The sequence below is a fragment of the Bacillus sp. 22-7 genome (assembly GCF_010628845.1).
In the GTDB taxonomy this organism is placed as follows: domain Bacteria; phylum Bacillota; class Bacilli; order Bacillales; family Cytobacillaceae; genus Cytobacillus; species Cytobacillus firmus_B.
On record NZ_NJQY01000042.1, the window covers coordinates 1 to 23,312 of the forward strand.

A 23,312-nucleotide genomic window follows, 5' to 3' on the forward strand; every position below is an offset into this window, starting at 1 on the left:
GTTCAACTAAGCCTCTGCCTGCGCGTCGGCAAGTTTCACTGTATCTCACCAATCGGGCCTTTACGGGCAGTTTGACCCCCGCTTATCCTCCTTGGATTTCTGAGTCTTGAAGTGGGGGTCTTACTGCCCGTTAGACTGCGATAAAAAAGAAGGTCCTGCAGCTCAGGACCTTCTTTTTTGATATTAAGATTTTGCTAATGCATCGCCAGTTGCCTGCGTTACTTCGCGGATCGCTGCACGATCGTATGTAAGACGGCTTCCGTCACCACATTTAATAACCACTTTGTCTTCGTCGATAGCATCAACGAATCCATGAAGGCCGCCGATTGTAACAACCTTATCTCCCTTTTTCAAATCACTCTGCATTTGCTGAACTGCCTTTTGGCGTTTCTGCTGCGGACGAATTAACAGGAAATAGAATAAAACAAACATCAGCAATAATGGTCCTAATGTTCCTAAAAGCTCCATAGTTTTCCCCCCTTTCAAAGATCAGCCCGATTAAAGGAAAAAGCCCCTAAAATGAACTCAATTTTTTATGATTAAAAGTTCTTCGCGTTAGGCTTATTAAATCCATACCTTTCGAAAAACTCTTCTCTAAAGTCTCCCAAGCGATCTTCCCTAATAGCCTGTCTTACCTGCTCCATTAATTTTAACAGAAAATAAAGATTATGGTAAGTTGTAAGCCTGATTCCAAATGTTTCATCACAGCGGATCAAATGCCTGATGTAAGCACGGCTGTAGTTTCGGCATGTGTAGCAATCGCAATTCTCGTCTATAGGGCCAAAATCTCTTGCAAATTTTGCATTTTTAACAACCAGCCGGCCATTACTTGTCATCAATGTTCCGTTCCTCGCAATCCTGGTAGGAAGAACACAGTCAAACATATCGATTCCTCTGATCGAACCATCAATCAAAGAATCCGGGGATCCCACTCCCATAAGGTATCTTGGCTTATCAGACGGCATTAGCGGAGTTGTAAATTCAAGCACGCGGTTCATTACATCCTTCGGCTCGCCTACCGATAATCCGCCCACAGCATACCCCGGGAAATCAAGAGATGTTAAGTCTCTCGCGCTCTGTTTGCGCAGCTCCTCATATTCCCCGCCCTGTATAATACCAAAGAGCCCCTGATCATTCGGGCGCTTGTGAGCTTTTAAGCAGCGTTCAGCCCATCGGGAAGTCCTTTCAACTGACTTCTTCATATATTCAAAAGAAGCTGGATAAGGCGGGCACTCATCAAATGCCATCATAATATCAGATCCAAGCGAATTTTGAATATCCATTGCTTTTTCAGGAGATAAAAACAGTTTATCACCATTCAAATGGTTCCTGAAATGAACGCCTTCTTCTTCAATTTTGCGGAATTCGCTAAGGCTGAACACCTGAAATCCGCCGGAATCTGTCAGAATGGCCCTGTCCCAATTCATAAATTTATGCAGGCCGCCCGCTTCTTCCACGATTTCCTGACCCGGCCGGAGCCAGAGATGATAAGTATTGCTCAGAATGATGCCCGCTCCCATTTCCACCAATTCTTCCGGGGACATGGTTTTTACTGTAGCGAGTGTTCCAACGGGCATGAACACAGGGGTTTCAAAAGAACCATGCGGCGTATGTACCCGTCCCAGACGGGCACCTGTTTGCTTACATGTTTTTATTAATTCATAACGAATTGCAGTCAAGTTGCAGTTCTCCTTCCATTTAAAAGCACATTATTCCTCCAGGGAAAGGCAAAATAATATTACAAAATGAGCATAGCATCTCCAAAGCTGAAGAACCGGTAACGCTCTTCAACTGCCTGATTATAGGCATTCAGAACGTTCTCACGGCCTGCCAGTGCACTCACAAGCATAATTAAAGTTGATTTAGGCAGGTGAAAATTCGTAATCATGCCATCAATCGCTTTAAAATCATAGCCAGGGTAAATGAAAATATCAGTCCAGCCGCTTGCTTCCTCAAAACGGCCATTATGCGCAGAAGCAATGGTTTCTAAAGTCCTCGTGGAAGTAGTCCCCACACTGATGATTCTTCCTCCCTGTTCACGCACTTCATTTAAAAGCCGTGCAGTTCCTTCAGTTACCTGGTAAAATTCAGCATGCATTTCATGCTCATTTAAATCCTCCACACTAACAGGCCTGAAGGTTCCAAGACCGACATGCAGAGTAATAAAAGCAATATGCACACCCATTTCTCTTATTTCTTCAAGAAGCTGTTCAGTAAAATGCAATCCTGCTGTCGGAGCTGCAGCAGAACCGCGCTCACGGGCAAACACCGTCTGATAACGGTCCCGATCATCAAGCTGCTCTTTAATATAAGGAGGCAAAGGCATTTCTCCCAATTGTTCAAGCACCTCATAGAATATCCCGTCGTACCTGAACTCAAGTACCCTGCCGCCATGTTCTGAGGTCCCAGTGCAGACAGCTGTCAATTTGCCGTCTCCAAAAGTTATCACAGTTCCTTCTTTTACTCTTTTGGCTGGTTTAACCAGTGTTTCCCAGGAATCCCCTTCAAGCTGTTTGAGAAGAAGCACCTCTATTTTCGCACCAGTGCCCGTCTTTTCTCCAAACAGCCTCGCAGGAAGAACCTTTGTGTCATTTAATACAAGACAATCTCCTGCTTGAAGGTAATTCTTAATATTTTTAAAAACACTATGCTGAATATCCCCGGTTTTTTTATCAAGGATCATCAGCCTGCTGCTAGTCCGATCAGCCAAAGGCGTCTGTGCAATTAATTCTTCAGGCAAATGAAAATCAAACCAATCTACTTTCATGATGTCACCCTTCTGTTATTCATATAGACTACCGGAACCTGCCAATAAAATAAAAGATGGCAGATAGAATAATGCTCAGCAAAATCGACGTAACGACTGGAAAATAAAAAGTCGTATTGCCTTTCCTGATCACTATATCTCCAGGCAGCTTGCCAATATTAATAAACTGGCTTATAAATCCTATGGCAAAAATGATCGCACCAATGACCATCAGCCACTTTGATATGCCGCTCAATCAGCAGGCACCTCCATTTGAAAATGGCGGTACACCAGGTCTGTTACAATTCTTCCTCTTGGTGTCCGCTGAAGAAACCCAATCTGCAACAAATAGGGTTCATAAACATCTTCAATCGTATGCGCTTCTTCCCCAATGGTCGCTGCAATGGTTTCAAGGCCTACAGGTCCGCCGCGGAATTTTTCGATTATCCCTCTTAATAATTTATGGTCAATATGATCAAGGCCTAAACGGTCAACCTGCAAAAGCTCAAGAGCCTCCTTGGCCAGTGTTTCATCAATTTGGCCATCTGCTTTGACCTGGGCAAAATCCCTGACTCTCCGGAGGAGCCTGTTTGCAATTCTGGGTGTGCCTCTTGACCTTCTCGCCACTTCAATGGCTGCTTTTTGATCTATGCCTGTATCCAGCACCTCAGCTGTACGCACAACAATACTCGTCAGCTGCTCTTCTGTGTAGTATTCAAGCCTGCTTAGCACGCCAAACCGGTCTCTTAACGGAGCCGATAGCGACCCTGCCCTTGTTGTCGCGCCAACCAGTGTAAAAGGGGGCAAGTCCAGCCTTACTGATCTCGCACTTGGCCCTTTGCCGATAACAATATCCAGACAGAAGTCTTCCATAGCGGGGTAAAGAACTTCTTCTATAGACCGCGGCAAGCGATGAATTTCATCAATAAACAGGACGTCACCCGGTTCCAATGCAGTCAGGATCGCCGCCAAATCACCTGGCCTTTCAATTGCAGGGCCTGCAGTAGTTCTGATATTTACACCCATTTCATTGGCAATAATAGCAGCCAAAGTGGTCTTACCCAAACCCGGCGGCCCATATAGAAGGACATGATCCAAGGTCTCCTCGCGAATTCTAGCGGCTTTAATAAAGATCTCGAGGTTCTCCTTTACTTTATCCTGACCAATATACTGCTTTAATGTCTGCGGGCGCAGACTCTGTTCAAATGAAATATCCTGAAGATCAGCCTCACCGGATATTATCCGCTCTTCCATACTTAATCACCTTCTTAATTCAGCATAAAACGAAACGGCCTTTTCCAATAAATTATAATTTTAAAAGCTTTTGCAGGGCCTTCTTTATGTATTGGTCCGTTGTCAGCTTTTCCTTTTTCAACTCCGGTGTAATCTTTTTCAGTTCCTTATCCGAGTAGCCCAGTGCTTTTAATGCAAGCAAGGCTTCTTCAAAATCTCCCGCAGGCCCGCTCTCAGCCTGAAGTTTTTCCGCTGAAAACAGATTAGGGAAAAAGTCAGGGACAATATCCGGAAGCTTCCCTTTCAGATCAAGAATCATTTGTCTGGCTGTTTTCTTTCCGACTCCAGGAAACTTAACGAGGAATGCTTCATCTTCATTTTCAATCGCCTGCACTACCTGTTCAGGTTCACCAGAAGCAAGAATCGCAAGAGCTCCTTTCGGCCCAATGCCGGTAACATTGAGCAGTCTGGTAAACAGCGTCTTCTCCTCACGAGTCTGAAAGCCGTACAATGCCATGATATCTTCCCGTACATAATGATACGTGAATATCCTGACTTCCTGCCCGAACTCCGGTGTATAGCTAAATGGATTAGGCGTTAATATCTGGTATCCAATTCCATTGTTTTCAACAACTACATATTCAGGTCCAATATAATCGAGCCTGCCTCTTACAAATTCAAACAATGCTTTCTCTCCTCTGATTCAACTGTACCTCATTGTACCATAAACTATTTTGGCACGAAGAATAATATGCTGAACAGGCTGGGGATAGATACATTACCTGTTGGCCTAAATCCATATGATACACACGACGCTCTATTTTCAGCCAATGCATTGAACTCATTCTATAGATTAACATCGACTTTTACCAATTGCTTCCCGCCTCTTTCAATACCGAGATAACGCAAAGTTTCAGCGGAAGAATGGTGATTATAGATGGACATAATGATAGAAATAGCAATCCCTTTTCTATATGCATGATAGCCAAATGTTTTTCGAAGTGTATGTGTGCCGATCCTCCCTGAAATTCCAGCTTCTTTTGCAGCATTATTAATGATCCGGTAAGCTTGCTGACGGGTAATGGGCTGGTTGTTCTTTTTCGATTTGAAGAGATAATCACATTCAGAGAAATCATGCTGAGTAAAATACTTTTTCAGTTCTTTTTTCACGCTATTATTTAAGTAAAATGCTTTATTCTCATTGCTATTTATATTTGTTAAATAAATAAACTCTTTTATCTCCGTCCCATCCCAAACATCACTGATTTTCAGAGATAGCAAATCACTGACCCTTATGCCCGTATTAATCCCTAATACAAAAAGCAAAAGATCGCGCTGTGACTGCTGCCTTAATATCTCTTTAATTTTATTTATACTTTTGATGTCCTTAATAGGATCAACATATTCCACAAGATTCCCTCCTGCAACTAATGTTACATAAGTATAAGCTATCAAAAAATAAGTAACATTACAATGATTGGATGCAGTTTTTAAGAAAAGAAAAAACGCCTTGTTCACCCTTGATAACTTGAGAAGGAATGGACTGGAGCTAGACAGTTTTCAATATTTAAAAATAAGAATATCTTACTGTTTTAAAAACAGAAACATGCAAGAGAAGCACATTCCCTTGCATGTTTCACTGCTTTTTCAATTCTCCTGCTTTTCACCGGCAGTATAGCTTTTAAAGGTTTCCAGAACTTCCACATATCGATCCTTCGAAACAATAGGTATTCCTTTTTTTAATTCTTCACATTTTGTGCTTTCTAATTTTCCTAAATCGATTTGAAAGAACGACTGAATAATATTCGTTTTTTGCGGCTTTCCATTAAAAATGGTAAGGGTTCCGTCCTCCGTTACACCGAAATAACCATTTGCTTTTAATAACGGTGAAATATCATCCATTTTCCTGCGAAATACCATATAATCTATATCCATATCAACAAGCTGCCATTGTTCATATTTAGCCCAGAAATCTTCAAGAGTCCATATGGTTTCCTCTATCGTTTCCTGGCTCACTTCCCCATCCAGATATTCTCTCTCCAAAATGACCTTTATCATAAGCGGACCTTCAATGTTTTTTTCCTCTCTGTTAGATTCCACTTCATGAACAGAGTTGCTCTTTTCATTTATAATGCTGCTTGCGTCTGCACTAAAAGAGAAAAACAAAGAAGCAACTGCAATAATAAGAATGCCCCATATGGATTTCAATATCGATCACCTCTAATTTATAACTTGAAGCATTGATTATTAATCATTACTATAATTCCTAATGTTATTATGACCAATATTTCCATATTCATCCCTAATGTATAGTTTAGCTTCGATGAAATTTTATCTTGCAGCAAGGCTTGCACCGTCAAATGATTCATTACAGCATGTCGATTAAGTAAATCGCATGGAGAGGAAATCATTAATATTTTGAACGAAAATCAAAGTGAATTCTTTAAAAGCCAAAAAAGGCAAATTAAAAGACATAAGCCCAGTATCATACCAGTCTCGAATCTTTTTATTTGCCTATCGTACGTATTGGCCATACTGTTTCATTTGTTCAGATTTCATCAATTATATTGATTTCACCATGCCGCCATCTACCAGCAATGAACTTCCCGTTACATAAGAGCTTGCATCAGAAGCTAAAAATGTCACTACTTTCGCAAACTCTTCTGGATCTCCGTATCTTCCCAGCGGGATTTGCTTTTTGGATGCTTTCTCTACTTCTTCCTTTGACACCCCCTGTTTATCTGCTTTTAATTGATCCAGGAACGCGACTCTGTCAGTAGCTACCCTTCCTGGCGCTACTGTATTTACAAGAATATTATAAGGGGCCAGTTCCTCAGCAAGGCTCTTTGCCAATCCTACCACCCCCAGGCGAAATGTGTTTGACAAGATGAGTCCTGGAATCGGCTGTTTAATTGATGAAGATGCGATATTAATAATTCTGCCTCCTGCTTTTTTCAAGTCAGGGAGAACCTCTCTGATTAACCGAATATAACTTAATAGATTCAACTCAAAGGCTTTCTGCCAATCCTCGTCATCAAATGCATCAAATGTCCCCCCTGGAGGTCCCCCGGCATTGTTAATTAATATATCAATTCCCCCAAAGTCATCTCTTGTCTTCTGTACTAGCGCCTTGATGTCCCCTGGCTTAGTGATGTCGCATCGGAAAAATGACACATTCCCTTTACCCTCTTGCTGGAGCTGTTCTTTTACTTTAAGCAGTTTTTCTTCATCACGGCTTGTCAGCATTACGTTGGCACCTTCATTTACTAACTGAGCTGCAATAGCTTTTCCAAGCCCCTGACTTGATGCAATAACCAATGCTGTTTTACCCTCTAATCCAAAATCCATAATAAAATCCCCTCTGCTTTGAATTTGTTTATTTTTATAGCTTTAATTCTTTCAGGGCACCATTATTAACCACATATTCCGGCTTTTCTCCATCATTAACCCTCTTTATATTTTGAAAGGCCATTTTAAGGACTCTATTTAGAGTATCACGTGTTCCTGCTCCGATATGCGGGGAAGCAATTACATTATCCAATGTGAGCAGAGGGTGTTCCGGGCTGACAGGTTCGCTTGCCCACACATCAACTCCAGCTCCTGCGATAGTGCCATCACAAAGTGTATGATATAAAGCATCCTCCTGAACAATCCCTCCCCTCGATACATTAATGAGAACTGCATTTTTTTTCATAAGGTTTAATTCATATTCGCCAATAAGCCCCTCTGTTTCAGGCATAAGCGGAATATGAAGACTAATAATATCAGAATTTTTAAGCACTTCTTCTAGTGATAAATATTGAGCATCCAGTTCTTTTTCCTGATCTTCGGATACACGATATTTATCATAGTAAATAATGTTTGTACCAAATGCCTTAGACCTTTTTGCCGTTTCACGGCCAATATTGCCAAACCCTATAAATCCATGTGTTTTTCCTTCCATCTCAAAAGAAGACGGCCGAAATTCCCACATTAGCCACTTTCCATTTTTGGTTTCCTTATTAAGAATTGGCAATTTCCGATAGAGTGCTAATATTAGCAAAACCGTCAGTTCCGCTACACCCGTTGCGTTTGCTCCTGGAGTATTGGAGACAGGTAGCCCGTGTGTATTGGCTGCTGATAAATCAATGTTATCTACACCAATCCCAGTTTTCTGCAGAAACCTGGCTTTTGTTGCTTTTGAAAACACCTCATCACCTATTTTCTCTGTCGCAACAAGCAAATAATCAGCCTCAGGAAGTATTTTCTCACGTTCACTATGATTCATTTCATGCCAGAAAAGCAAATCGAATTCCACAGGCTTGTGTTCAATAAGGATTTTTTTGAAGTCATCAAATACTCTATCAAAATAAATTATTCTTTTATTCACTTTGGTCAGACCCCTTCACAATTAGTTAGATGGCTTCTATTTTGCCATCATTATCAGTGTTTCGAGTGCCTTTCTTTTTTCTCCAATTCATATAAACAGGAGATAAGAGTGTCAGGATAATAAGGAGGATTAAAACCAAACAAATAGGCCGTCCCATGTAATAGGCAAGCAGGTCGCCTTTTGCCATCAACATGGATTGCCGCATTCCATTTTCAGCAATTGGCCCAAGGATCATGCCTAGAACAACAGGTGCTGGGTGAAAACCTGTTTTCCTCATAAAGTAACCGATTACACCAAATACCACCATGATCCATACGTCAAAAATATTATTATTGATAGCGTAAGATCCAACTGCACAAAGCCCAATTATTACTGCTCCTAAGATATTTTCAGGGACACTTGATACCTTCACAAAAAACCTGGCACCAGCCAATCCAACAATACCTAATAAAACATTTGCTATAATAAATCCAAAAATAACTGAATATGTTACGCCAGCATGGGTTGTAAAAAGTTCGTGACCGGGAACAAGTCCTTGTATCATTAAACCGCCTAAAAGAACAGCTGTTGTTGCACTGCCAGGGATCCCAAGAGTCATAAGCGGTATTAACGCTCCGCCGGTTACAGCATTATTTGCTGCTTCAGGTGCTGCCACCCCTTCTATACAACCTTTTCCGAATTTATCCTTATCTTTAGAGAAACGCTTCGCTTCATTATAAGCTACCCAAGAACCGATATCTCCCCCAGCACCCGGCAGCATCCCGACAAAGGTTCCGAGTCCTGATGAACGAATGATCGTGACAAATATACTCTTGAACTCTTTTTTTGTAGGGATTACACTTCCCGATAATGCATCCTTAGATATTTTTTGCTGTTTTCCCTTACCTCTCTTTTCAGCTTGGATCATGACTTGTGAGAGTGAAAAAAGACCAATCATAGCTGGCACAAGAGCAACTCCCGATTCCAGCGTGACACTGCCAAATGTAAATCTGGGATAACCTGTTAGAATATCCACTCCAACAGACCCTATAAGAAGTCCAATTACACCAGCTGTTAAGCCTTTCACCATAGATTTTGCAGCAAGTCCGCCAATGATGGTCAAACCAAAAACCGCAATTAAAAAATATTCAGGAGCACTAAAGGCTAAGGAAATTTTTGAGAGAGGCGGCGCTAAAAAAAGAAGAGCAAGTGCACTTATAAATCCGCCAATCATAGAAGAAATGGTAGATATGCCAATAGCTTTTGCTCCCTTTCCCTTTTTAGTCATTTGGTATCCATCCAAACTGGTTGCAGCAGATGCCGGAGTACCTGGAGTATGAATTAAAATGGCTGAAATCGATCCGCCATACATCGCAGCAGTATAGATCGCTGTAAGCATTGTTAAGCCGGCAACAGGTGACATTGCAAAAGTAATCGGAATTAATAATGCTACTGCCATTGTGGCACTAAGACCGGGCAGCGCACCGATAACGATGCCACCGACAACTCCCATAATGAGAGCAGCCATCACCTCAAATGATATTAAATTTTGCAGGACTTGACTCATAATATCTGCATTCATAGTTACCGCACCCCCTTATTCAAAGAAAATTCCTGCAGGCAGCTGTACATTTAACTGGATTACAAACACCAAATACACAAATAGATTTAATCCGCCAATTGTAAAAACATATCCCTTCCAGCTTTTCACTTTCATATATGCTAAAAAGGATGCCATAAACAATATTGTTGCCGGGAAAAATCCAATGAAATTCATTAGAAATACATAAATACCCACAATTATCAATGTAGTAATCGGAGCTTTCAAAATGCGCAAATCAAGCGCTTCTTCATCGCCTTCATAGGTTTCTGCTTGCCCATTGCGTAAAGCCTTGGTTTTTTTTATTCCGCCAATTAAAATAAAAACTCCAAAAGCGGCAAACAGTAATAGAAGTATTCTTGGGAATAACGCTGCTTCTTCTATCATTTTAAAAGTTTGAATATAAAGTAAGACAGATATAATAAACATTACAAGACTGATATAAATGTCCTGATGAATCTTTTTCCTCATGAATACTGCTCCCCTTTCAAGACAGGCCGGGAGCTAATCCCGGCTGCCCATATTATTTACCAGCCCATTAAATCACTTAATGCTTTTACACCATCTTCATCATCTTTTAACAGCTGTTTGTACTCATCACCATCACTGTAATCAACCTGTAATCCCATATCTCCCATTTTTTCTATTTGTTCTTCATTTTTTATGCCCTTCTCAAATGCTGCTCTCAGCACTTCAAGGATTTCAGGGTCTATTCCGGCAGGAGCTGCTAATCCTCTTGCAGACCATGAAGTAACTTCATAGCCTTTCTCTAATAAAGTTGGAACTTCCGGAAGGAATGGTGACTTTTCTTCCCCCATTACCCCTATGATTTTTATTTCACCATCTTTGTGGAGGCTTGCCAGTTCTCCAACATTAGCAAATAAAACATCCACATGCCCTCCAAGTACTGAAGCACGGCTGTCAGCTGCCCCCTTATTATGAACAGGCTTGAATTTCGTTCCGTACTTATCATTGATTTTTAATGATGCATAATGATCATCACTTCCAACACCAGTAGATGTCGCAGTAAGTTCGTTATTCTTTGCATATTCAATTAGTTCCTCAATATTTGTAAAACGGTCTTCATCTGTCCGGATTGCAATGGCACCCGGGTCAATCACATGGTTTGCAATAGGTTCAAAGCTTTCTAGATTTTGCTTACGGTTTAATTTGGGATCTAAGTATCCTGTCATTAGGTTTGGTGTGTTTATATAACCAATGGTATAGCCGTCGGGCTTCGCATTTGCCAATTCACCCCAGCCGACCCAGCCTCCGCCGCCTGGCTTATTAAGTATATTCATAGTTACTCCAAGTTCTTTTTCAACATAGGGAATAAGGATTCTTGCTCCAACATCAGTTCCTCCTCCGGCTTCATATGCAACGATTACATTAATATTCTTCTTAGGGTAATCAGCCCCTTTGGATGAACCTCCTGTATCACCTGATGTCTTTCCGCTGCAGCCGGCTAAAGCAATTAAAAGTACAAGTCCAATTATCACAGAAAAAGCCTTCTTCATTTTTATTCCCCCTTGATTTTTAAAATAATTTATTAATGATTTCGTGCTAAAGATTAACTGTCCTTTCCCTCCTTTCAATTTAGCATTGCGGTGTGAAGCGCTTACATAAAATTGACTAAGCTTCTAAGGCAGCCTTGTCACACAGAATTGTTCATCATGCCCTAAAACTTCAGCTTTGACCTGCTTGCCTGAAGCAACTTCTATTATTTCCTGATAGATTTCCTCACCTGCCCGTTCCAGAGTTTTCCTTCCCTCCAAAACAGTTCCGGCATTAATATCGATATTCTCCTTCATTTTTTCATAGGTTTTCGGGTTTCCTGTAATCTTAATGACAGGTACTCCAGGGAACCCTGTTGGAGTGCCCCGTCCAGTTGGAAAAAGAATCATGTGCGCCCCCGCAGCGGCTTCACCGGTAGAAACCTCACCGTCATGGCCAGGTGAATCCAACAGAAATAATCCTTTTTTATTTGGCTGATGCCCATAAGATATGACCCCGCTAAAAGGTGCATTTCCAGATTTCTTCATGCTCCCGAGTGATTTTTCTACAACACTTGATAAACCGCCATCATAGTTGCCTTTTGAGATTAAATGAGTTCTCTCCTGATTGCTTGATTGCTGGGTCTGTTTCCTTAGCTTTTCTTCAGTACGATCAATGGTTTTGCGAATCAACTCTGCTACTTCATTATTTATTGCTCTTCTTGCGAGAATTTCTTCCGTTCCAATTAATTCTGTTATTTCACTTAGGATAGAAGACCCTCCCTGAGCTACAAGCTTGTCTGAGGCATAACCGAGAGCCGGATTAGCTATTAAACCTGAAGTCATATCAGATCCTCCGCAATTCAAACCAATCATTAATTCACTTACAGGGAATTCCTCCCGGCTTTGCCTAGAAGCCATTTGTACCATTTCTCTTGCAGCCTTGACCCCTTTTTGGATGGCAGCAATGCTGTCCCCTTCTTTTTGAATAACAACTGTTTCAAGCATTTTTTGGGAAGGAGCAATACCTTCTGCCAATTCATAAGGCGAAAAACGCTCACATCCAAGACCAACTACTACTACACCTGCAAAATTAGGGTTATTGCCAATGGCTATTAACGTTTTTGCCGTTACCTCCAGGTCTTCACCTACTTGGCTGCACCCAACAGGATGGCGAAAATAGACGGTTCCAGGCACTTGGTATGCAATTCTTTCGGCTACCTTTGCTGAGCAAAATACAGATGGAATAATAGCGATTTGGTTCCTAATCCCTACTTTTCCGCTTTTTCTGCTGTATCCCCAAAATGTATCAGCCACTTTTTTTCCCCCTTTCACAAAACATATTATGGTTGTGTACCCATCCGCCTTTTTTTATAGGAGCGTGCATTCTTCCTATTTCCTCGCCATACTTCAACACCTCTTCATCAGCATCCAGATCTTTAACGGCAATTTTATGTCCAAAAGGGATATCTTCCAAAACCTCAATTATGATTGCGTTTTCACCTATCCTAACTGAACATATATCCTCTTTTATCAAATCAGTTAGAGCTACAGCTACATTGTCTTTTGAATCAATAACCAGTGCTGATTTTTGTTTTGCTGCTAATGACTTCATTAATTTCCTCCTTTTATCATTCAGTAATTTTTCTTATAAGGTCACCTTTCTCATTAAATTCCAAAGCAGAAATAATGCCCTTTTCACAAGCATTTCCAGATTGTTCTAATTCGTTTATTACTGGATTAGAAACTAAAACCTTTCCTAAGTGCAGAGTGTTCGGTATCTGGATAATTTTCAGTGCAGATTTTTCAATCACGGGTCCCAGGCTTTGCAAAGCTGTTTCAATTGCATCTTTCTCAGATTGATAGATTAAAGGCAGCATAGCTCTCTGCAAATATGTACTGGTTAGAGCATTTGTGTAGGTCGATTTCCGATCGATTTTATTAAATAAGCGATCGGTAGTAAAATCAGCAAGCCCGATTCCTTGTGCATTTCCAAATGATTTCTCGGCCAGGTCCAGGACAACGATACGATTAATCCGGGGACTTTCCGGTTCCTCCACTCCTGAAATGCGCCACCGGCCTATAATATTCGGATCCATTCCCGTTCCGCTAAAACACTTCCCCATTTCCTCAATGATCAGCAAATCTGCACTTTCGACAGGAAGGCTAGGCATCATTAATTTTGATTTTTTCAGAAGTCCAGCTTCCTTTTTATGCCATTCTTTTTTTTCTATTCCTTCTATTAAAGCAGTTTCATCAAATCCATTTTCAACAATGGCTAACCCAAAAAGAATTGGACTTTTCTCAAGAGCAACCCGGGAGACACTTTCAATATTGCTGGCCATTTTCATAGCACCATCCCTGTGAATAAAAGCAGCTCCTTTTATCTTGCCCAAGCCAATTGCAATCATTTTGCTCAAACCGCTTTCTACTCTCCCGCGGAAGGCAGTGTGGGCCTTTACCCTGTTTACTACAATAATCCCGTCTGCAGAATAGGCATGGCGATCCATATATACCGGAGTACCTTCCACTGTATCCCCAATGTGTTCAACTTCCATAGAAGATATTATAGGAGCGCCCACAGATTCTTCGGTAATACCAAGATGGTGCAATACCTCAATTTGCCCTTCTGCAGTAGCCCCTCCATGGCTGCCCATCGCAGGTACCAAAAAAGGCACTAACCCTTTTGCTTTTAATGTTTTTACGATAGTCCGTAAAATGATCACAATATTAGAAATTCCTCTGCTGCCGGCAGTAATTGCCACCTGGGCATTCTTGGGAAGATCGCTGGTGAGTAAATGCTTTTCGATTTCTGCAGAAACCGCTTCTTCAATTCTCTGAAGCTTTGAATCTGTGAATTTTTGATGTATTTCTATCAACTCAATCAATTATTCCCCTCCTAAGGTATTTTTCTTCAATATATTAGTAATTTAATATGGTCAGACCATTTTATTGATAACAAAAGGATCTTTATCTAAAATTTAGCTTTATTTATTGCTAGTTTAAATAAATCTGAAAATTTTGTCAACGTTATTTTGGTTTTTTCTCAATCGTTTTGTCTTATCCTTCACTTTTAGGTTTATAAAGAAGTTATTATCATTAATTTTCAGAAAAATTATTCAATTCTACTAATACATATGATAATATAATTTAAATAATGAATAATATGGTCATACCATAATATTAAATTAAAAATTTGAAAAGGAGCGATTATTTTGTCAACCAATAATAAAAAACTTACCTCCTATGGAGATCCTGGCTTCAGCCGTTTTATCCGACAGGCGTTTAACCGCCACCTTGGTTTTGATCCTGAAGATTTTAACAAGCCAGTCATCGGGATCTGCAATACCAAAAGTGAAATCAACCGCTGCCACTCACATATAGAGCCGCTAATTGAGGCGATAAAAAAAGGGGTATTAATGGCCGGCGGTATTCCTTTGGATTTTCCTACTATTTCTCTCGGTGAAATTAATACAAGCCCAACCACAATGCTATATAGAAACCTTGCTGCAATGGATACCGAAGAGATGATTCGGGCTCAGCCGATTGATGGTGTTGTTTTAATTGGGGGATGTGATAAAGTTACTCCCTCTCAGCTGATGGGTGCCGCAAGTGCTGATATTCCTTCTATTATGATTACCGGGGGACCCATGAATAATGGCGAGTATGAAGGCAGAACCCTGGGAGCCTGTTCAGATTGCCGGTACTTTTGGCAAGAATATCGGAGCGGCAGTGTGGGAGAGAAAGAAATAGAAGAAATTAATGCTGCATTGGCTCCAACTGCAGGTCATTGTATGGTTATGGGAAGCGCAAGTACAATGGCTGTGTGCGCGGAGGCGATGGGGATGATGCTTCCAGGGGGTGCAGCTATCCCAGCTACAGAAAACCGCCGTCTAAAACATGCAATTGAAACCGGCAGGAAAATTGTTGAATTAACTGAGAAAAATATTACACCGTCCCAGATCATTACACGCAATTCACTTGAGAATTCGATCCGAGCCCTAATGGCTGTAGGAGGATCAACAAATGCTGTTATTCATTTAATTGCAATTGCGGGAAGACTTGGCATAGAATTGCCGCTCCATTTATTTGATGAAATCAGCATGACTACACCGTTAATTGCCAACCTTCGGCCAGCCGGTCAATATCAAATGGAGGATTTCTATAAAGCAGGAGGAACCCCCGCAGTATTAAAAGAGATAGAGTCCCTGCTGCAACTTGAGGAAATGACAGTTACAGGTGCAACACTAAAAGAAAATTTAAAAGATGTAACTGTGTCGGAAGTATACCGGCATATTATTGTACCTTTTGAAAAACCACTACATAAAGACGGCGGTATAGCCATTTTAAAGGGGAATATAGCACCAAACGGGGCAGTCATTAAACCAAAAGCTGCTTCCAAATCATTACTAAAGCATCGTGGAAAAGCGGTAGTATTCAAATCAGTGAAAGATATGGAAAATAAAATTGATGATCCTGAGCTTGATATACAGGCTACTGATATTCTTGTCCTTCAGAATACCGGTCCTGTTGGTGCTCCTGGTATGCCGGAAGCCGGAATGCTTCCCATACCCCAAAAGCTTTTAAAACAGGGAATTAGAGACATGGTCAGAATTTCGGATGCCCGTATGAGCGGCACAGCATTTGGAACTGTCATACTTCATGCAGCCCCTGAAGCTGCTGTCGGTGGACCAATCGGCCTTGTAAAAACGGGGGATATTATAGAATTGGATGTAGAAGAGAGAAAATTGGAATTGCTTGTATCTGAAAAGGAACTTGAAAGACGGAAAGCTGATTGGGTTCCCCCCATATATCATGAGAGGGGCTATACAAGATTGTTTCAGCAGCATGTTCTTCAGGCTGACAAGGGCTGTGACTTCGATTTCCTGCTTGCACCAGTTAAAGAAAAAACAGAAAAATAGATTACAAATCATTAAATACAGGGGAATTTTCAGGCTGCCGACATATTCGACAGCCCCTTTTTCTGGGACCACAAACATATGAGGATTTTCGCCATAGGTTTCAATGTTTTTGTGAAAATGGGGTTTGTAAACACTCCTAAGGGGCTTTTCGTCCCTTTAATAATGTATATGAGAAAAGGCGCACAATAGGAACTGTGCGCCTTTTATAAAGTAATTTACAGTGCCCAATAACTTATATCCTTAGGCAAATTGTTGTTCTTCCGTTTTGCTTTTAACTTTCAAGTCCTTAACAGGATTAACAAGAGGTTCAAATCCGTCAATATGACACTCAACGATATCTCCATTCCGAATAACTACCGCACCAGGTGTACCAGTGGAGATAATATCTCCAGGGAGAAGAGTCATAACCTTGGAATGAAATGATACTAAGTCCCATGGACGGAAAGTCATATTTGCTACTGTGTTTTTTCGGTGAATTTTCCCATTAATAACAGTTGAAACATTAAGCTCCAACACATTCTCAACTTCATCTGTTGATACAAATTGAGGGCCAAAGCTAAAAAATGAATCAAAACTCTTTGAACGAGTTAAGTACCGTGGATTTCGCTGCAGAATATCTTCAGCTGTCATATCGATAATTGTGGTAAAACCTGCCACAACTGAAGGTGCATCCTTTTCCGCAACATTCTTGCATTCTTTTCCAATAATTATGCCTAGTTCTGCTTCAGCAGTAGTTCTTTCGGATTGCAAGGGAATGGAAATGGTATCATCCGGACCTATAATAGATGTATCAGGCTTCATGAAGCTGGCAGGTTCTGTGTTAGGGGCTTTTTCACTTAAATCAGATGCGTGTTCAGCATAGTTTAAACCTATTCCCCAGATTTTACGTGGATGTCTGTACAAAGGGCTATATTTTAATTCATTGTTCTTAACCGCCAGTTCAGAAGCATCTAACTCCTGAGAATTTGTCTCAACCCATAATTTCAAATCTTCTAATTGACCATTTGATAGAATATTTAAAAAATCAATTTCAAAGTTTTGATTGTAATTTTTGTTAATTGACTCAATTGGAATTGCCCCATTTTTTGTAATAACTGCAGTCTGTTCCTTACCGTTGATTTGAATAGTTGCTAAGCGCATTAAAATCTCTCCTCTATGTTTATTTTTTATACTAAGCTATTAAAAATTTCTGTTCTGATTTTATAATGATTGGCAACCCTTAATAGTTCGCTGATGACTTCTTTAGATATAGGGATGCCATTTTTTGTACGGTCTTCTAATTTTTTTATTTCCATTTCGCCAGGCAGAAAGATTTTATCTGCTCCTTCCATTAAAGGCAGTGTTCGAATTTCTCCAATCATTTGATCCACTCTCTTTTTAAAAATCTCCAGCGGCTGAAATAAATCTGCACGCATTACTAAAAAAAATTGACCAGTATTTTGTGCATTTTCCATATCCTTATATAGGTCCCCGATATAAGGGCCAAACGCTGCACCGGTAAATAATGCAGATAGAGTTTCAACTAAAAAGGCAATCCCGTATCCTTTATGTCCTCCAACAGGCAGTACAACTCCATCTAAGGCTTCTTCTGGATCCTCTGTAGGTGCTCCTGCAGGTGAAAGAGCCCATCCAAGAGGAATTTTCTGTTTATTTTTTTGTGCTAATATAATTTTTCCTCGTGCCACTTTGCTAGTTGCCATATCAAATATGATATCCATTTCTTTTCCTGCTGGAACTCCGTAGGCAATTGGGTTTGTACCAAAGAATCTCTCTTTTCCACCCCAAGGAGGCATATTAGCTGGGGCATTAGTTGCAGCAATTGCTATGCAATCTTCTTCTGCCGCTTTTGCTACATAATCTGCAAGCATGCCACAATGGTTTGAATTATTTATGCCTACAATGCCAATTCCGGAATTTTTCGCTTTTTTGATTGCTAATTCAATTCCATATGTAGCAATAGGTATTCCCGAAGTGTTTTGGGCGTCAATAAGAGCACTAACAGGTGTTTCATAGCTGTGCACAGGATTAAATTTCTTGTTCACCAGTCCTTTTTCCAATCGCTTTGTGTATATTTCGACACGGCTTATGCCATGTGAGTCAACTCCCCTTAAATTGGCCAGCACAAGATGCCTTGCAATCACTTCTGCCTGCCCATCATCCAGGCCGGCTCCTAAAAAAACTTCTTTTATAAATAACTCAAGCCTTTTCCTTTCAAATCGCTCAGTATTGTTAATCAATAATCTCACAGCCTTTCTGCAGCAGTACTTCGTCAACCCATGTCCGGTCCCATTTACCATCGTAAATGGATTGAATAATTTCCTTCTCTTTACTCGCTAAGGCTTTTGCTTTTTCCAATACTGCAGAGGCATCTTGTTTAGGAATTACAATTATTCCGTCATCATCTCCGACTATAACATCACCTGGGGAAACAGGCACATTTCCACAGCTAATAGTAGTATTGATTTCTCCAGGGCCTTCTTTATATGGACCTCTAGGTGATCCCCCTTTCGAAAAGACAGGGAAACCCATTTGGGCAATTCCGGTTAGATCCCTGACAGGACCGTCTACTATATAACCTTTAATCCCCTTCACCTTAGCATAATGACACATTAATTCTCCCAAAATTGCATTTCCCATATCCCCACATGCGTCTATGACGATAATATCACCTGGTTTAGCCAGGTCCATCGCTTTGTGTACCATCAGATTATCTGATGGATGTGTCCTGACTGTTAAAGCGCTTCCAACAATGTGTATACCTTGTTTATTTACAGGCTTTATCCTGTAATCCATTGCACTTAGTCTTCCCATTACATCCCCTATGTTAGGTGTCGCTATCCCTTCATACCCTTTTAGTACTTCTGAAGGGGCCCTTTCAAAATCCTTTCTAATTCGAAAACCTACATTACTCATTCTATCGCCTCCTTTTATTAATATAATAATAAAATATTATGGTCAGACCATTATACTTAAAGAATCGAAAATACGATTCTTTTTTGCTACTTTTTTATGTTTGTCAGGATTTTTCTTTCATTCTGAATAAGGTGGTTCCTCATAGCCGCTGCTGCATCCTTGGAATTTTTATTTTGAATGGATTCCAAAATACTCTTATGCTCTTGTGAAACAGCTTCAAAGCGGCCAGGAACATTGGAAGACTGCATTTTGCTTAAACGCATTCCTTCTTCAAACTTCTCGGCAATTGTCTCAAACACTTCTTTATAAATAGAATTATTTGATGCCAGAATAATTGAATAATGGAATTGGAAGTCCTCTTCTACACCTAATCGTCCTGCTTTATGGGCTTCTATTAAATTATCGTGTGCAAGGGCAATTCTTCTCATATCCTTTTCTGTGGCCCTTTCTGCAGCAAGTGCCACAGCTTCAGTTTCTATTCCCCTCCGAAATTCAAGTATTTCCTGAATCTCTTTCTTATTAAGAAGATTGTTGCTTACCCTGAATCCTATGGTTTCTCCCATAAGGTCTTTCAGGAAAATACCTGCCCCTGACCTTTTTTCAATAATCCCATTAGCCTGTAAAACACTCATAGCCTCTCTTACTGCTGTTTTGCTGACCTGGAACAAAGAAGATAGTTCATTTTCAGATGGGAGTTTTTCACCAGGTGCTATTCCTTCTGCCTGAATATACTCCTCAATTGCACTAATTATTTCTTCGAATAGTTTTTTTTTCTTTATTGGCTTTAATGCCATATAATCACCAGCATTTCCTATTGTCTTTTCTTTGAGGTATTTTTTATTATGGTCTGACCAAAATCATCAGATAAATAGTTGCTTAACTAAAATTTTAGTTAATTTAGACTTTTTAGTCAAGAGAAATTTGCTATTCTTTCATTATCCTTTTTGTTAGAATTTAATTAAAAGACTTTAAAAGAGGTAATATTAATGGAAAATAATTATCAAATCCGTTCAGTTCCCAGGATGTTCGAAGAAGTTACCCGCTCCATTATAAATTATATACAAGAAGAAGAGCTGACCCATGGCGCAAAACTTCCGCCAGAAAGGACATTAAGTGAACTTCTCGGGGTAAGCAGGTCTTCTATTCGGGAAGGCATCCGGATACTGGAATTGTTAAATTACCTTGAATCACGCCAGGGCGGAGGCACATTCGTTTCAATTCCTTCTCCATTTATTATTCCATATCGGCTTATAAAGCAGAGTGCTGATTATCGTACATTGAAGAAGTATTTCGAAATCGCTTTATTAAATGCTGAAAAAATCATTTTTCTGACAATGAATGATTCTTCATCCATTCAATTAAATACGAGTAATAAATCCTTTTGGATGGAATTTTCTGATTGGATAAATCTTTTGGGGAAACAGCTTGAAAATGAGTATTATTTAGCTTTATGGAATACTGCATTTTCAGTCGTGAATGAAAATAATTTCTTCGACAGCATAAACGTTCCATCAGATATAAATGACTTGAAAATAGCCTATTATAAGAAAGATAAACAACTTATTGCTGAATTCTTTATGACATTAATTAAATAACCATAAAACACTTTTTTTCCTGGCTGTGTGCTGCATGGAGAGGGTGTTTTCTTTATTATGTTTGGTTTCTGCTTTAGTGTCATGTAAATATAAAGCTGCATGAGTAAGACCACAATTACTTTTTATGTAAAATACTCTCCTTACTTTTATTAAATTTGAAAAAGGGCAAAGCAGTACTTTGCCCTTTAAAGACATCAACTAACGGAACAGACTCTTTAAATCCCAGTCAATTTGCTCCCTTGGCCCGCCATCGCGAAGATTGTTATCAATGTTTCTTAAGCGGCTAAATGTCCCTTCATCCGTAACAACAGTGGTCGATCTTCCACGCAGATATGGCTGAACAGCTTCGTGAATCGCTGATTTAGTCTCTTCCTCCTTGCTGTAATCAGCCAAATCCACAGCAATCAAAACATTGCTTCCATAGGTCACGGAACGGACATCCTCAACGTTTGGAACAGATGCTGCAACGTCGCCGATTTTTTCAGCAAGCTCACCTTCATAAGCCTGATAATAGGAATTTTTAGCTTGTCGCGTATTATCATCGAGATGCCCGTGATAATTTGCATCACTATGGCTAAAACGATTATCTTTCATGAAAAAGCTGCGATCTCTGTCCGCAATAGGAATAGTAGGGTTTCCGGTATTTTCGTTCCGGACTCTTCTGGCATTATTGTTTACTTGGTTATGGCGATTGTTTTCCCCCTCGCCTCCAAGCGTATGATCCATCATTTCTGTCAGAGGCCCATCATTATCGGAACCATCTTCCACCCGGGCATTGCCGCCGCGGTTTCCGTGATTCTCATTCGAGTAATACCCCATGGGCTGACCAATTTCATTGTTCCGTTTAACACCTGCATCTTCGTTCGTTCCGCATCCTGTCAATCCCATTGATAAAATAGCAGCCATCGGCACTGCAAGCAGTTTCTTGTGCAAGCGAAAAACCCCCCTCGCTAATATTACAAGCCCTGAGCATTTCTGCTCTTATTTAGCTTGTGAGCGAAGAGGGGCTTTCATTCTGTCCATTTACGTCCAATTTTTTAATGGGCATTATTTGTTTTTGTCATTGGCAGCATATTTAAGAGCTTTAATAAAACGCTGTCTTTCAGCAAACTGGCCTACAGTTAAGTCCAGAACAGGACGAATTTTCACAGAATCAAGATACGATCTATCCCTTATTACACGATTCCATTCCCTGAATATATCAGTAGGAAATGCCAAAGCATGAAGAAAGCCCTTTTCTTCAAGATTGGATTTTAAGATGGGGTATTTACTCAAATCTTCAAAGGACCAATTCATATAAGGAAGGATGCGATTTGCATACTGCAGATAATCAGAATGAGGAGCCCCTATTGCTACCAGGTCAAAATCGAGCAAATATAAGGATTGATCTTTTGCTCTGAGAAAATTATGATGTGCTACATCACCGTGCAGAATTACCTGCTTCCCAGACTGAAAAAGCCAGGCTTCGTCTTCAATGCCTTTTAAGGACCAATCTGCCCAGGCTAATAGCTCATTAATAATTTCTTTTTGGACAAAATATCTTACTACAGGGAGATTATTAAGGAAAAGGGTTGCTCTTTCTCTCCACTTGTCCGCCTGCCTATATGCCGGCACAACCGTTTGATAGCGGCCGACCAGCCTCTCTGTAGTAACGTGGAATTTCTTCAGCAGCTCCAGCCCTTCTAAACGATCTGTCTTCAGGTAATAAGTAAAAACTTCTTTCGAAGGCGGTAAATACTCCATACAGCCGTAATAAGTCCTGTCAAAAAACAAAGGCGGTTCCTTGGCAACTTCGTAAAAGATATATGTTTTTGAAAATCCTTCTTTCATTAATGAAGAGGTGAATGCTTCCTGAAGCTTTAGACGGTGATAGGATGAAAACCCTTTTAGTATAAAGGATCTTTCCTGTGTCCTCAGTAAATAAACCTTCTTTCGGATTGGCTTTAATTCTTCAATTTTAAATGGCAGCTGATCCTGCAAATAGGAGAGGAGACGATTTTGAACTAAATCGTCTCCTCCATTATTAACCGTCGTATTCACTGCTTTCGTCTATGTTTCTTGGCATTCCGAAAGGCTCTCCGCCCATTGGGCCAAAACCTTGACCGAAACCAGGTCCCGGTCCATAGCCGAATCCCGGTCCATACCCCTGCCCTGGACCAAATCCTGGTCCGAAGCCTCCAGGAGCAAATTGCGGTCCTCCACAGCCGCAATCATTGGAAGCTCCCATCACCGAGCCAGGCATTAATGGCTTTTGAGACATGCCTGGGGATTCTTCCATTCCCTGCACCTGTGGCATCTGATGCGGGATTTGCATTCCCATGTCTTCTGCCCCCATCACACCCGGTGGCATCTGGTGCGGCATCTGCGGCATCATTGCTCCCTGCACCTGTGGCATCTGGTGCGGCATCTGCGGCATCATTGCTCCCTGCACCTGTGGCATCTGGTGCGGCATCTGCGGCATC

24 protein-coding genes and 1 pseudogene are annotated in these 23,312 nt (G+C 40.6%); 2 read left to right on the top strand and 23 right to left on the bottom strand.

The features are described from left to right. Positions 1–183 precede the first annotated feature (183 nt). From yajC to CE058_RS23350, 16 genes are all read right to left on the bottom strand, one after another. Complete coding sequence (gene yajC / locus CE058_RS23275; protein WP_009333093.1) at positions 184–468, bottom strand: preprotein translocase subunit YajC; 285 nt, start codon at positions 466–468, stop codon at positions 184–186. A 71-nt stretch (positions 469–539) separates the two neighbouring features. Further along, positions 540–1,679 (bottom strand): tRNA guanosine(34) transglycosylase Tgt, encoded by a 1,140-nt coding sequence (tgt, locus tag CE058_RS23280; protein WP_048011594.1) that lies wholly within the window; start codon positions 1,677–1,679, stop codon positions 540–542. A 59-nt stretch (positions 1,680–1,738) separates the two neighbouring features. Beyond that, complete coding sequence (gene queA, locus CE058_RS23285; RefSeq protein WP_163145178.1) at positions 1,739–2,767, bottom strand: tRNA preQ1(34) S-adenosylmethionine ribosyltransferase-isomerase QueA; 1,029 nt, start codon at positions 2,765–2,767, stop codon at positions 1,739–1,741. A gap of 28 nt (positions 2,768–2,795) precedes the next feature. Next, entirely contained in the window at positions 2,796–3,002 is a 207-nt protein-coding gene (locus CE058_RS23290) for a DUF2905 domain-containing protein (protein WP_048011596.1), read from the bottom strand. Further along, positions 2,999–4,000, bottom strand: coding sequence for a Holliday junction branch migration DNA helicase RuvB (gene ruvB, locus CE058_RS23295; RefSeq protein ID WP_163145179.1), 1,002 nt, complete (start codon positions 3,998–4,000; stop codon positions 2,999–3,001). Before ruvB ends, CE058_RS23290 begins: the two co-directional genes overlap by 4 nt. 52 nt (positions 4,001–4,052) lie before the next feature. Continuing rightward, a complete protein-coding gene (gene ruvA, locus CE058_RS23300) occupies positions 4,053–4,664 on the bottom strand; it encodes a Holliday junction branch migration protein RuvA (RefSeq protein ID WP_163145180.1) in 612 nt (203 codons plus the stop codon). Between the two features lie 161 nt (positions 4,665–4,825). Then, positions 4,826–5,389: a tyrosine-type recombinase/integrase gene (locus CE058_RS23305; RefSeq protein ID WP_163145181.1), complete on the bottom strand. Its 564-nt coding sequence runs from the start codon at positions 5,387–5,389 to the stop codon at positions 4,826–4,828. A 237-nt stretch (positions 5,390–5,626) separates the two neighbouring features. After that, on the bottom strand, positions 5,627–6,112 hold the full coding sequence (locus CE058_RS23310) for a BofC C-terminal domain-containing protein (protein ID WP_483297539.1): 486 nt from the start codon (positions 6,110–6,112) through the stop codon (positions 5,627–5,629). 429 nt (positions 6,113–6,541) lie between these two features. Further along, a complete protein-coding gene (locus tag CE058_RS23315; protein ID WP_163145183.1) occupies positions 6,542–7,327 on the bottom strand; it encodes an SDR family oxidoreductase in 786 nt (261 codons plus the stop codon). Positions 7,328–7,361: 34 nt separating this feature from the next. Then, positions 7,362–8,348, bottom strand: a complete 987-nt coding sequence (locus CE058_RS23320) for a 2-hydroxyacid dehydrogenase (protein ID WP_163145184.1) — start codon at positions 8,346–8,348, stop codon at positions 7,362–7,364. Positions 8,349–8,373: 25 nt separating this feature from the next. Continuing rightward, the gene (locus tag CE058_RS23325) at positions 8,374–9,909 is read right to left on the bottom strand and encodes a tripartite tricarboxylate transporter permease (RefSeq protein WP_197213298.1); all 1,536 of its coding nucleotides are present in this window, start codon (positions 9,907–9,909) and stop codon (positions 8,374–8,376) included. Between the two features lie 15 nt (positions 9,910–9,924). Further along, on the bottom strand, positions 9,925–10,398 hold the full coding sequence (locus tag CE058_RS23330) for a tripartite tricarboxylate transporter TctB family protein (RefSeq protein WP_163145185.1): 474 nt from the start codon (positions 10,396–10,398) through the stop codon (positions 9,925–9,927). Between the two features lie 56 nt (positions 10,399–10,454). Beyond that, positions 10,455–11,444 carry a tripartite tricarboxylate transporter substrate binding protein gene (locus CE058_RS23335; protein ID WP_163145186.1) on the bottom strand — a complete coding sequence of 330 codons (990 nt, stop codon included), beginning with the start codon at positions 11,442–11,444 and terminating at the stop codon, positions 10,455–10,457. 123 nt (positions 11,445–11,567) lie between these two features. Beyond that, positions 11,568–12,737, bottom strand: coding sequence for a UxaA family hydrolase (locus CE058_RS23340; RefSeq protein ID WP_163145187.1), 1,170 nt, complete (start codon positions 12,735–12,737; stop codon positions 11,568–11,570). Further along, positions 12,730–13,035 (bottom strand): UxaA family hydrolase, encoded by a 306-nt coding sequence (locus tag CE058_RS23345; protein WP_163145188.1) that lies wholly within the window; start codon positions 13,033–13,035, stop codon positions 12,730–12,732. Before CE058_RS23345 ends, CE058_RS23340 begins: the two co-directional genes overlap by 8 nt. 16 nt (positions 13,036–13,051) lie before the next feature. Next, positions 13,052–14,308 (bottom strand): nickel pincer cofactor-dependent isomerase, group 22, encoded by a 1,257-nt coding sequence (locus CE058_RS23350; RefSeq protein ID WP_163145189.1) that lies wholly within the window; start codon positions 14,306–14,308, stop codon positions 13,052–13,054. Between the two features lie 327 nt (positions 14,309–14,635). Here CE058_RS23350 and CE058_RS23355 point away from each other — a divergent pair, with 327 nt between their 5' ends. After that, the gene (locus tag CE058_RS23355) at positions 14,636–16,342 is read left to right on the top strand and encodes an IlvD/Edd family dehydratase (protein ID WP_163145190.1); all 1,707 of its coding nucleotides are present in this window, start codon (positions 14,636–14,638) and stop codon (positions 16,340–16,342) included. Positions 16,343–16,582: 240 nt separating this feature from the next. Here CE058_RS23355 and CE058_RS23360 read toward each other — a convergent pair whose 3' ends face one another. The 4 genes from CE058_RS23360 to CE058_RS23375 all read right to left on the bottom strand — a co-directional run bounded on the left by CE058_RS23360 (position 16,583) and on the right by CE058_RS23375 (position 20,049). Beyond that, a complete protein-coding gene (locus CE058_RS23360) occupies positions 16,583–17,482 on the bottom strand; it encodes a fumarylacetoacetate hydrolase family protein (protein WP_163145191.1) in 900 nt (299 codons plus the stop codon). Positions 17,483–17,508: 26 nt separating this feature from the next. Next, positions 17,509–18,579, bottom strand: coding sequence for an Ldh family oxidoreductase (locus tag CE058_RS23365; protein ID WP_163145192.1), 1,071 nt, complete (start codon positions 18,577–18,579; stop codon positions 17,509–17,511). Beyond that, positions 18,572–19,255: an RraA family protein gene (locus tag CE058_RS23370; RefSeq protein WP_163145193.1), complete on the bottom strand. Its 684-nt coding sequence runs from the start codon at positions 19,253–19,255 to the stop codon at positions 18,572–18,574. The genes CE058_RS23365 and CE058_RS23370 overlap by 8 nt, the downstream gene beginning before the upstream one ends. Positions 19,256–19,341: 86 nt before the next feature. Then, positions 19,342–20,049, bottom strand: a complete 708-nt coding sequence (locus CE058_RS23375; RefSeq protein WP_163145194.1) for a FadR/GntR family transcriptional regulator — start codon at positions 20,047–20,049, stop codon at positions 19,342–19,344. A gap of 192 nt (positions 20,050–20,241) precedes the next feature. On the opposite strand from CE058_RS23375, the gene CE058_RS23380 reads away from it, so the two are divergent. Continuing rightward, positions 20,242–20,850 (top strand): FadR/GntR family transcriptional regulator, encoded by a 609-nt coding sequence (locus tag CE058_RS23380; protein ID WP_242069061.1) that lies wholly within the window; start codon positions 20,242–20,244, stop codon positions 20,848–20,850. 198 nt (positions 20,851–21,048) lie between these two features. Here the strand turns inward: CE058_RS23380 and CE058_RS23385 are convergent, their stop codons facing one another. From CE058_RS23385 to CE058_RS23395, 3 genes and pseudogenes are all read right to left on the bottom strand, one after another. Beyond that, the gene (locus CE058_RS23385; protein WP_163145195.1) at positions 21,049–21,783 is read right to left on the bottom strand and encodes a YhcN/YlaJ family sporulation lipoprotein; all 735 of its coding nucleotides are present in this window, start codon (positions 21,781–21,783) and stop codon (positions 21,049–21,051) included. 114 nt (positions 21,784–21,897) lie between these two features. Next, positions 21,898–22,890: a phosphotransferase gene (locus CE058_RS23390; protein ID WP_163145196.1), complete on the bottom strand. Its 993-nt coding sequence runs from the start codon at positions 22,888–22,890 to the stop codon at positions 21,898–21,900. Then, positions 22,874–23,312: pseudogene (locus CE058_RS23395) on the bottom strand (hypothetical protein); the annotation flags it as partial. The pseudogene CE058_RS23395 and the gene CE058_RS23390, both read right to left, overlap by 17 nt.

Excerpts from the sequence above, each read along its gene's own strand:
- yajC (WP_009333093.1), bottom strand. The coding sequence starts at position 468 with ATGGAGCTTTTAGGAACATTAGGACCATTATTGCTGATGTTTGTTTTA.
- queA (WP_163145178.1), bottom strand. The coding sequence starts at position 2,767 with ATGAAAGTAGATTGGTTTGATTTTCATTTGCCTGAAGAATTAATTGCA.
- ruvB (WP_163145179.1), bottom strand. The coding sequence starts at position 4,000 with ATGGAAGAGCGGATAATATCCGGTGAGGCTGATCTTCAGGATATTTCA.
- CE058_RS23315 (WP_163145183.1), bottom strand. The coding sequence starts at position 7,327 with ATGGATTTTGGATTAGAGGGTAAAACAGCATTGGTTATTGCATCAAGT.
- CE058_RS23325 (WP_197213298.1), bottom strand. The coding sequence starts at position 9,909 with ATGAATGCAGATATTATGAGTCAAGTCCTGCAAAATTTAATATCATTT.
- CE058_RS23330 (WP_163145185.1), bottom strand. The coding sequence starts at position 10,398 with ATGAGGAAAAAGATTCATCAGGACATTTATATCAGTCTTGTAATGTTT.
- CE058_RS23335 (WP_163145186.1), bottom strand. The coding sequence starts at position 11,444 with ATGAAGAAGGCTTTTTCTGTGATAATTGGACTTGTACTTTTAATTGCT.
- CE058_RS23345 (WP_163145188.1), bottom strand. The coding sequence starts at position 13,035 with ATGAAGTCATTAGCAGCAAAACAAAAATCAGCACTGGTTATTGATTCA.
- CE058_RS23360 (WP_163145191.1), bottom strand. The coding sequence starts at position 17,482 with ATGCGCTTAGCAACTATTCAAATCAACGGTAAGGAACAGACTGCAGTT.
- CE058_RS23370 (WP_163145193.1), bottom strand. The coding sequence starts at position 19,255 with ATGAGTAATGTAGGTTTTCGAATTAGAAAGGATTTTGAAAGGGCCCCT.
- CE058_RS23375 (WP_163145194.1), bottom strand. The coding sequence starts at position 20,049 with ATGGCATTAAAGCCAATAAAGAAAAAAAAACTATTCGAAGAAATAATT.
- CE058_RS23380 (WP_242069061.1), top strand. The coding sequence starts at position 20,242 with ATGGAAAATAATTATCAAATCCGTTCAGTTCCCAGGATGTTCGAAGAA.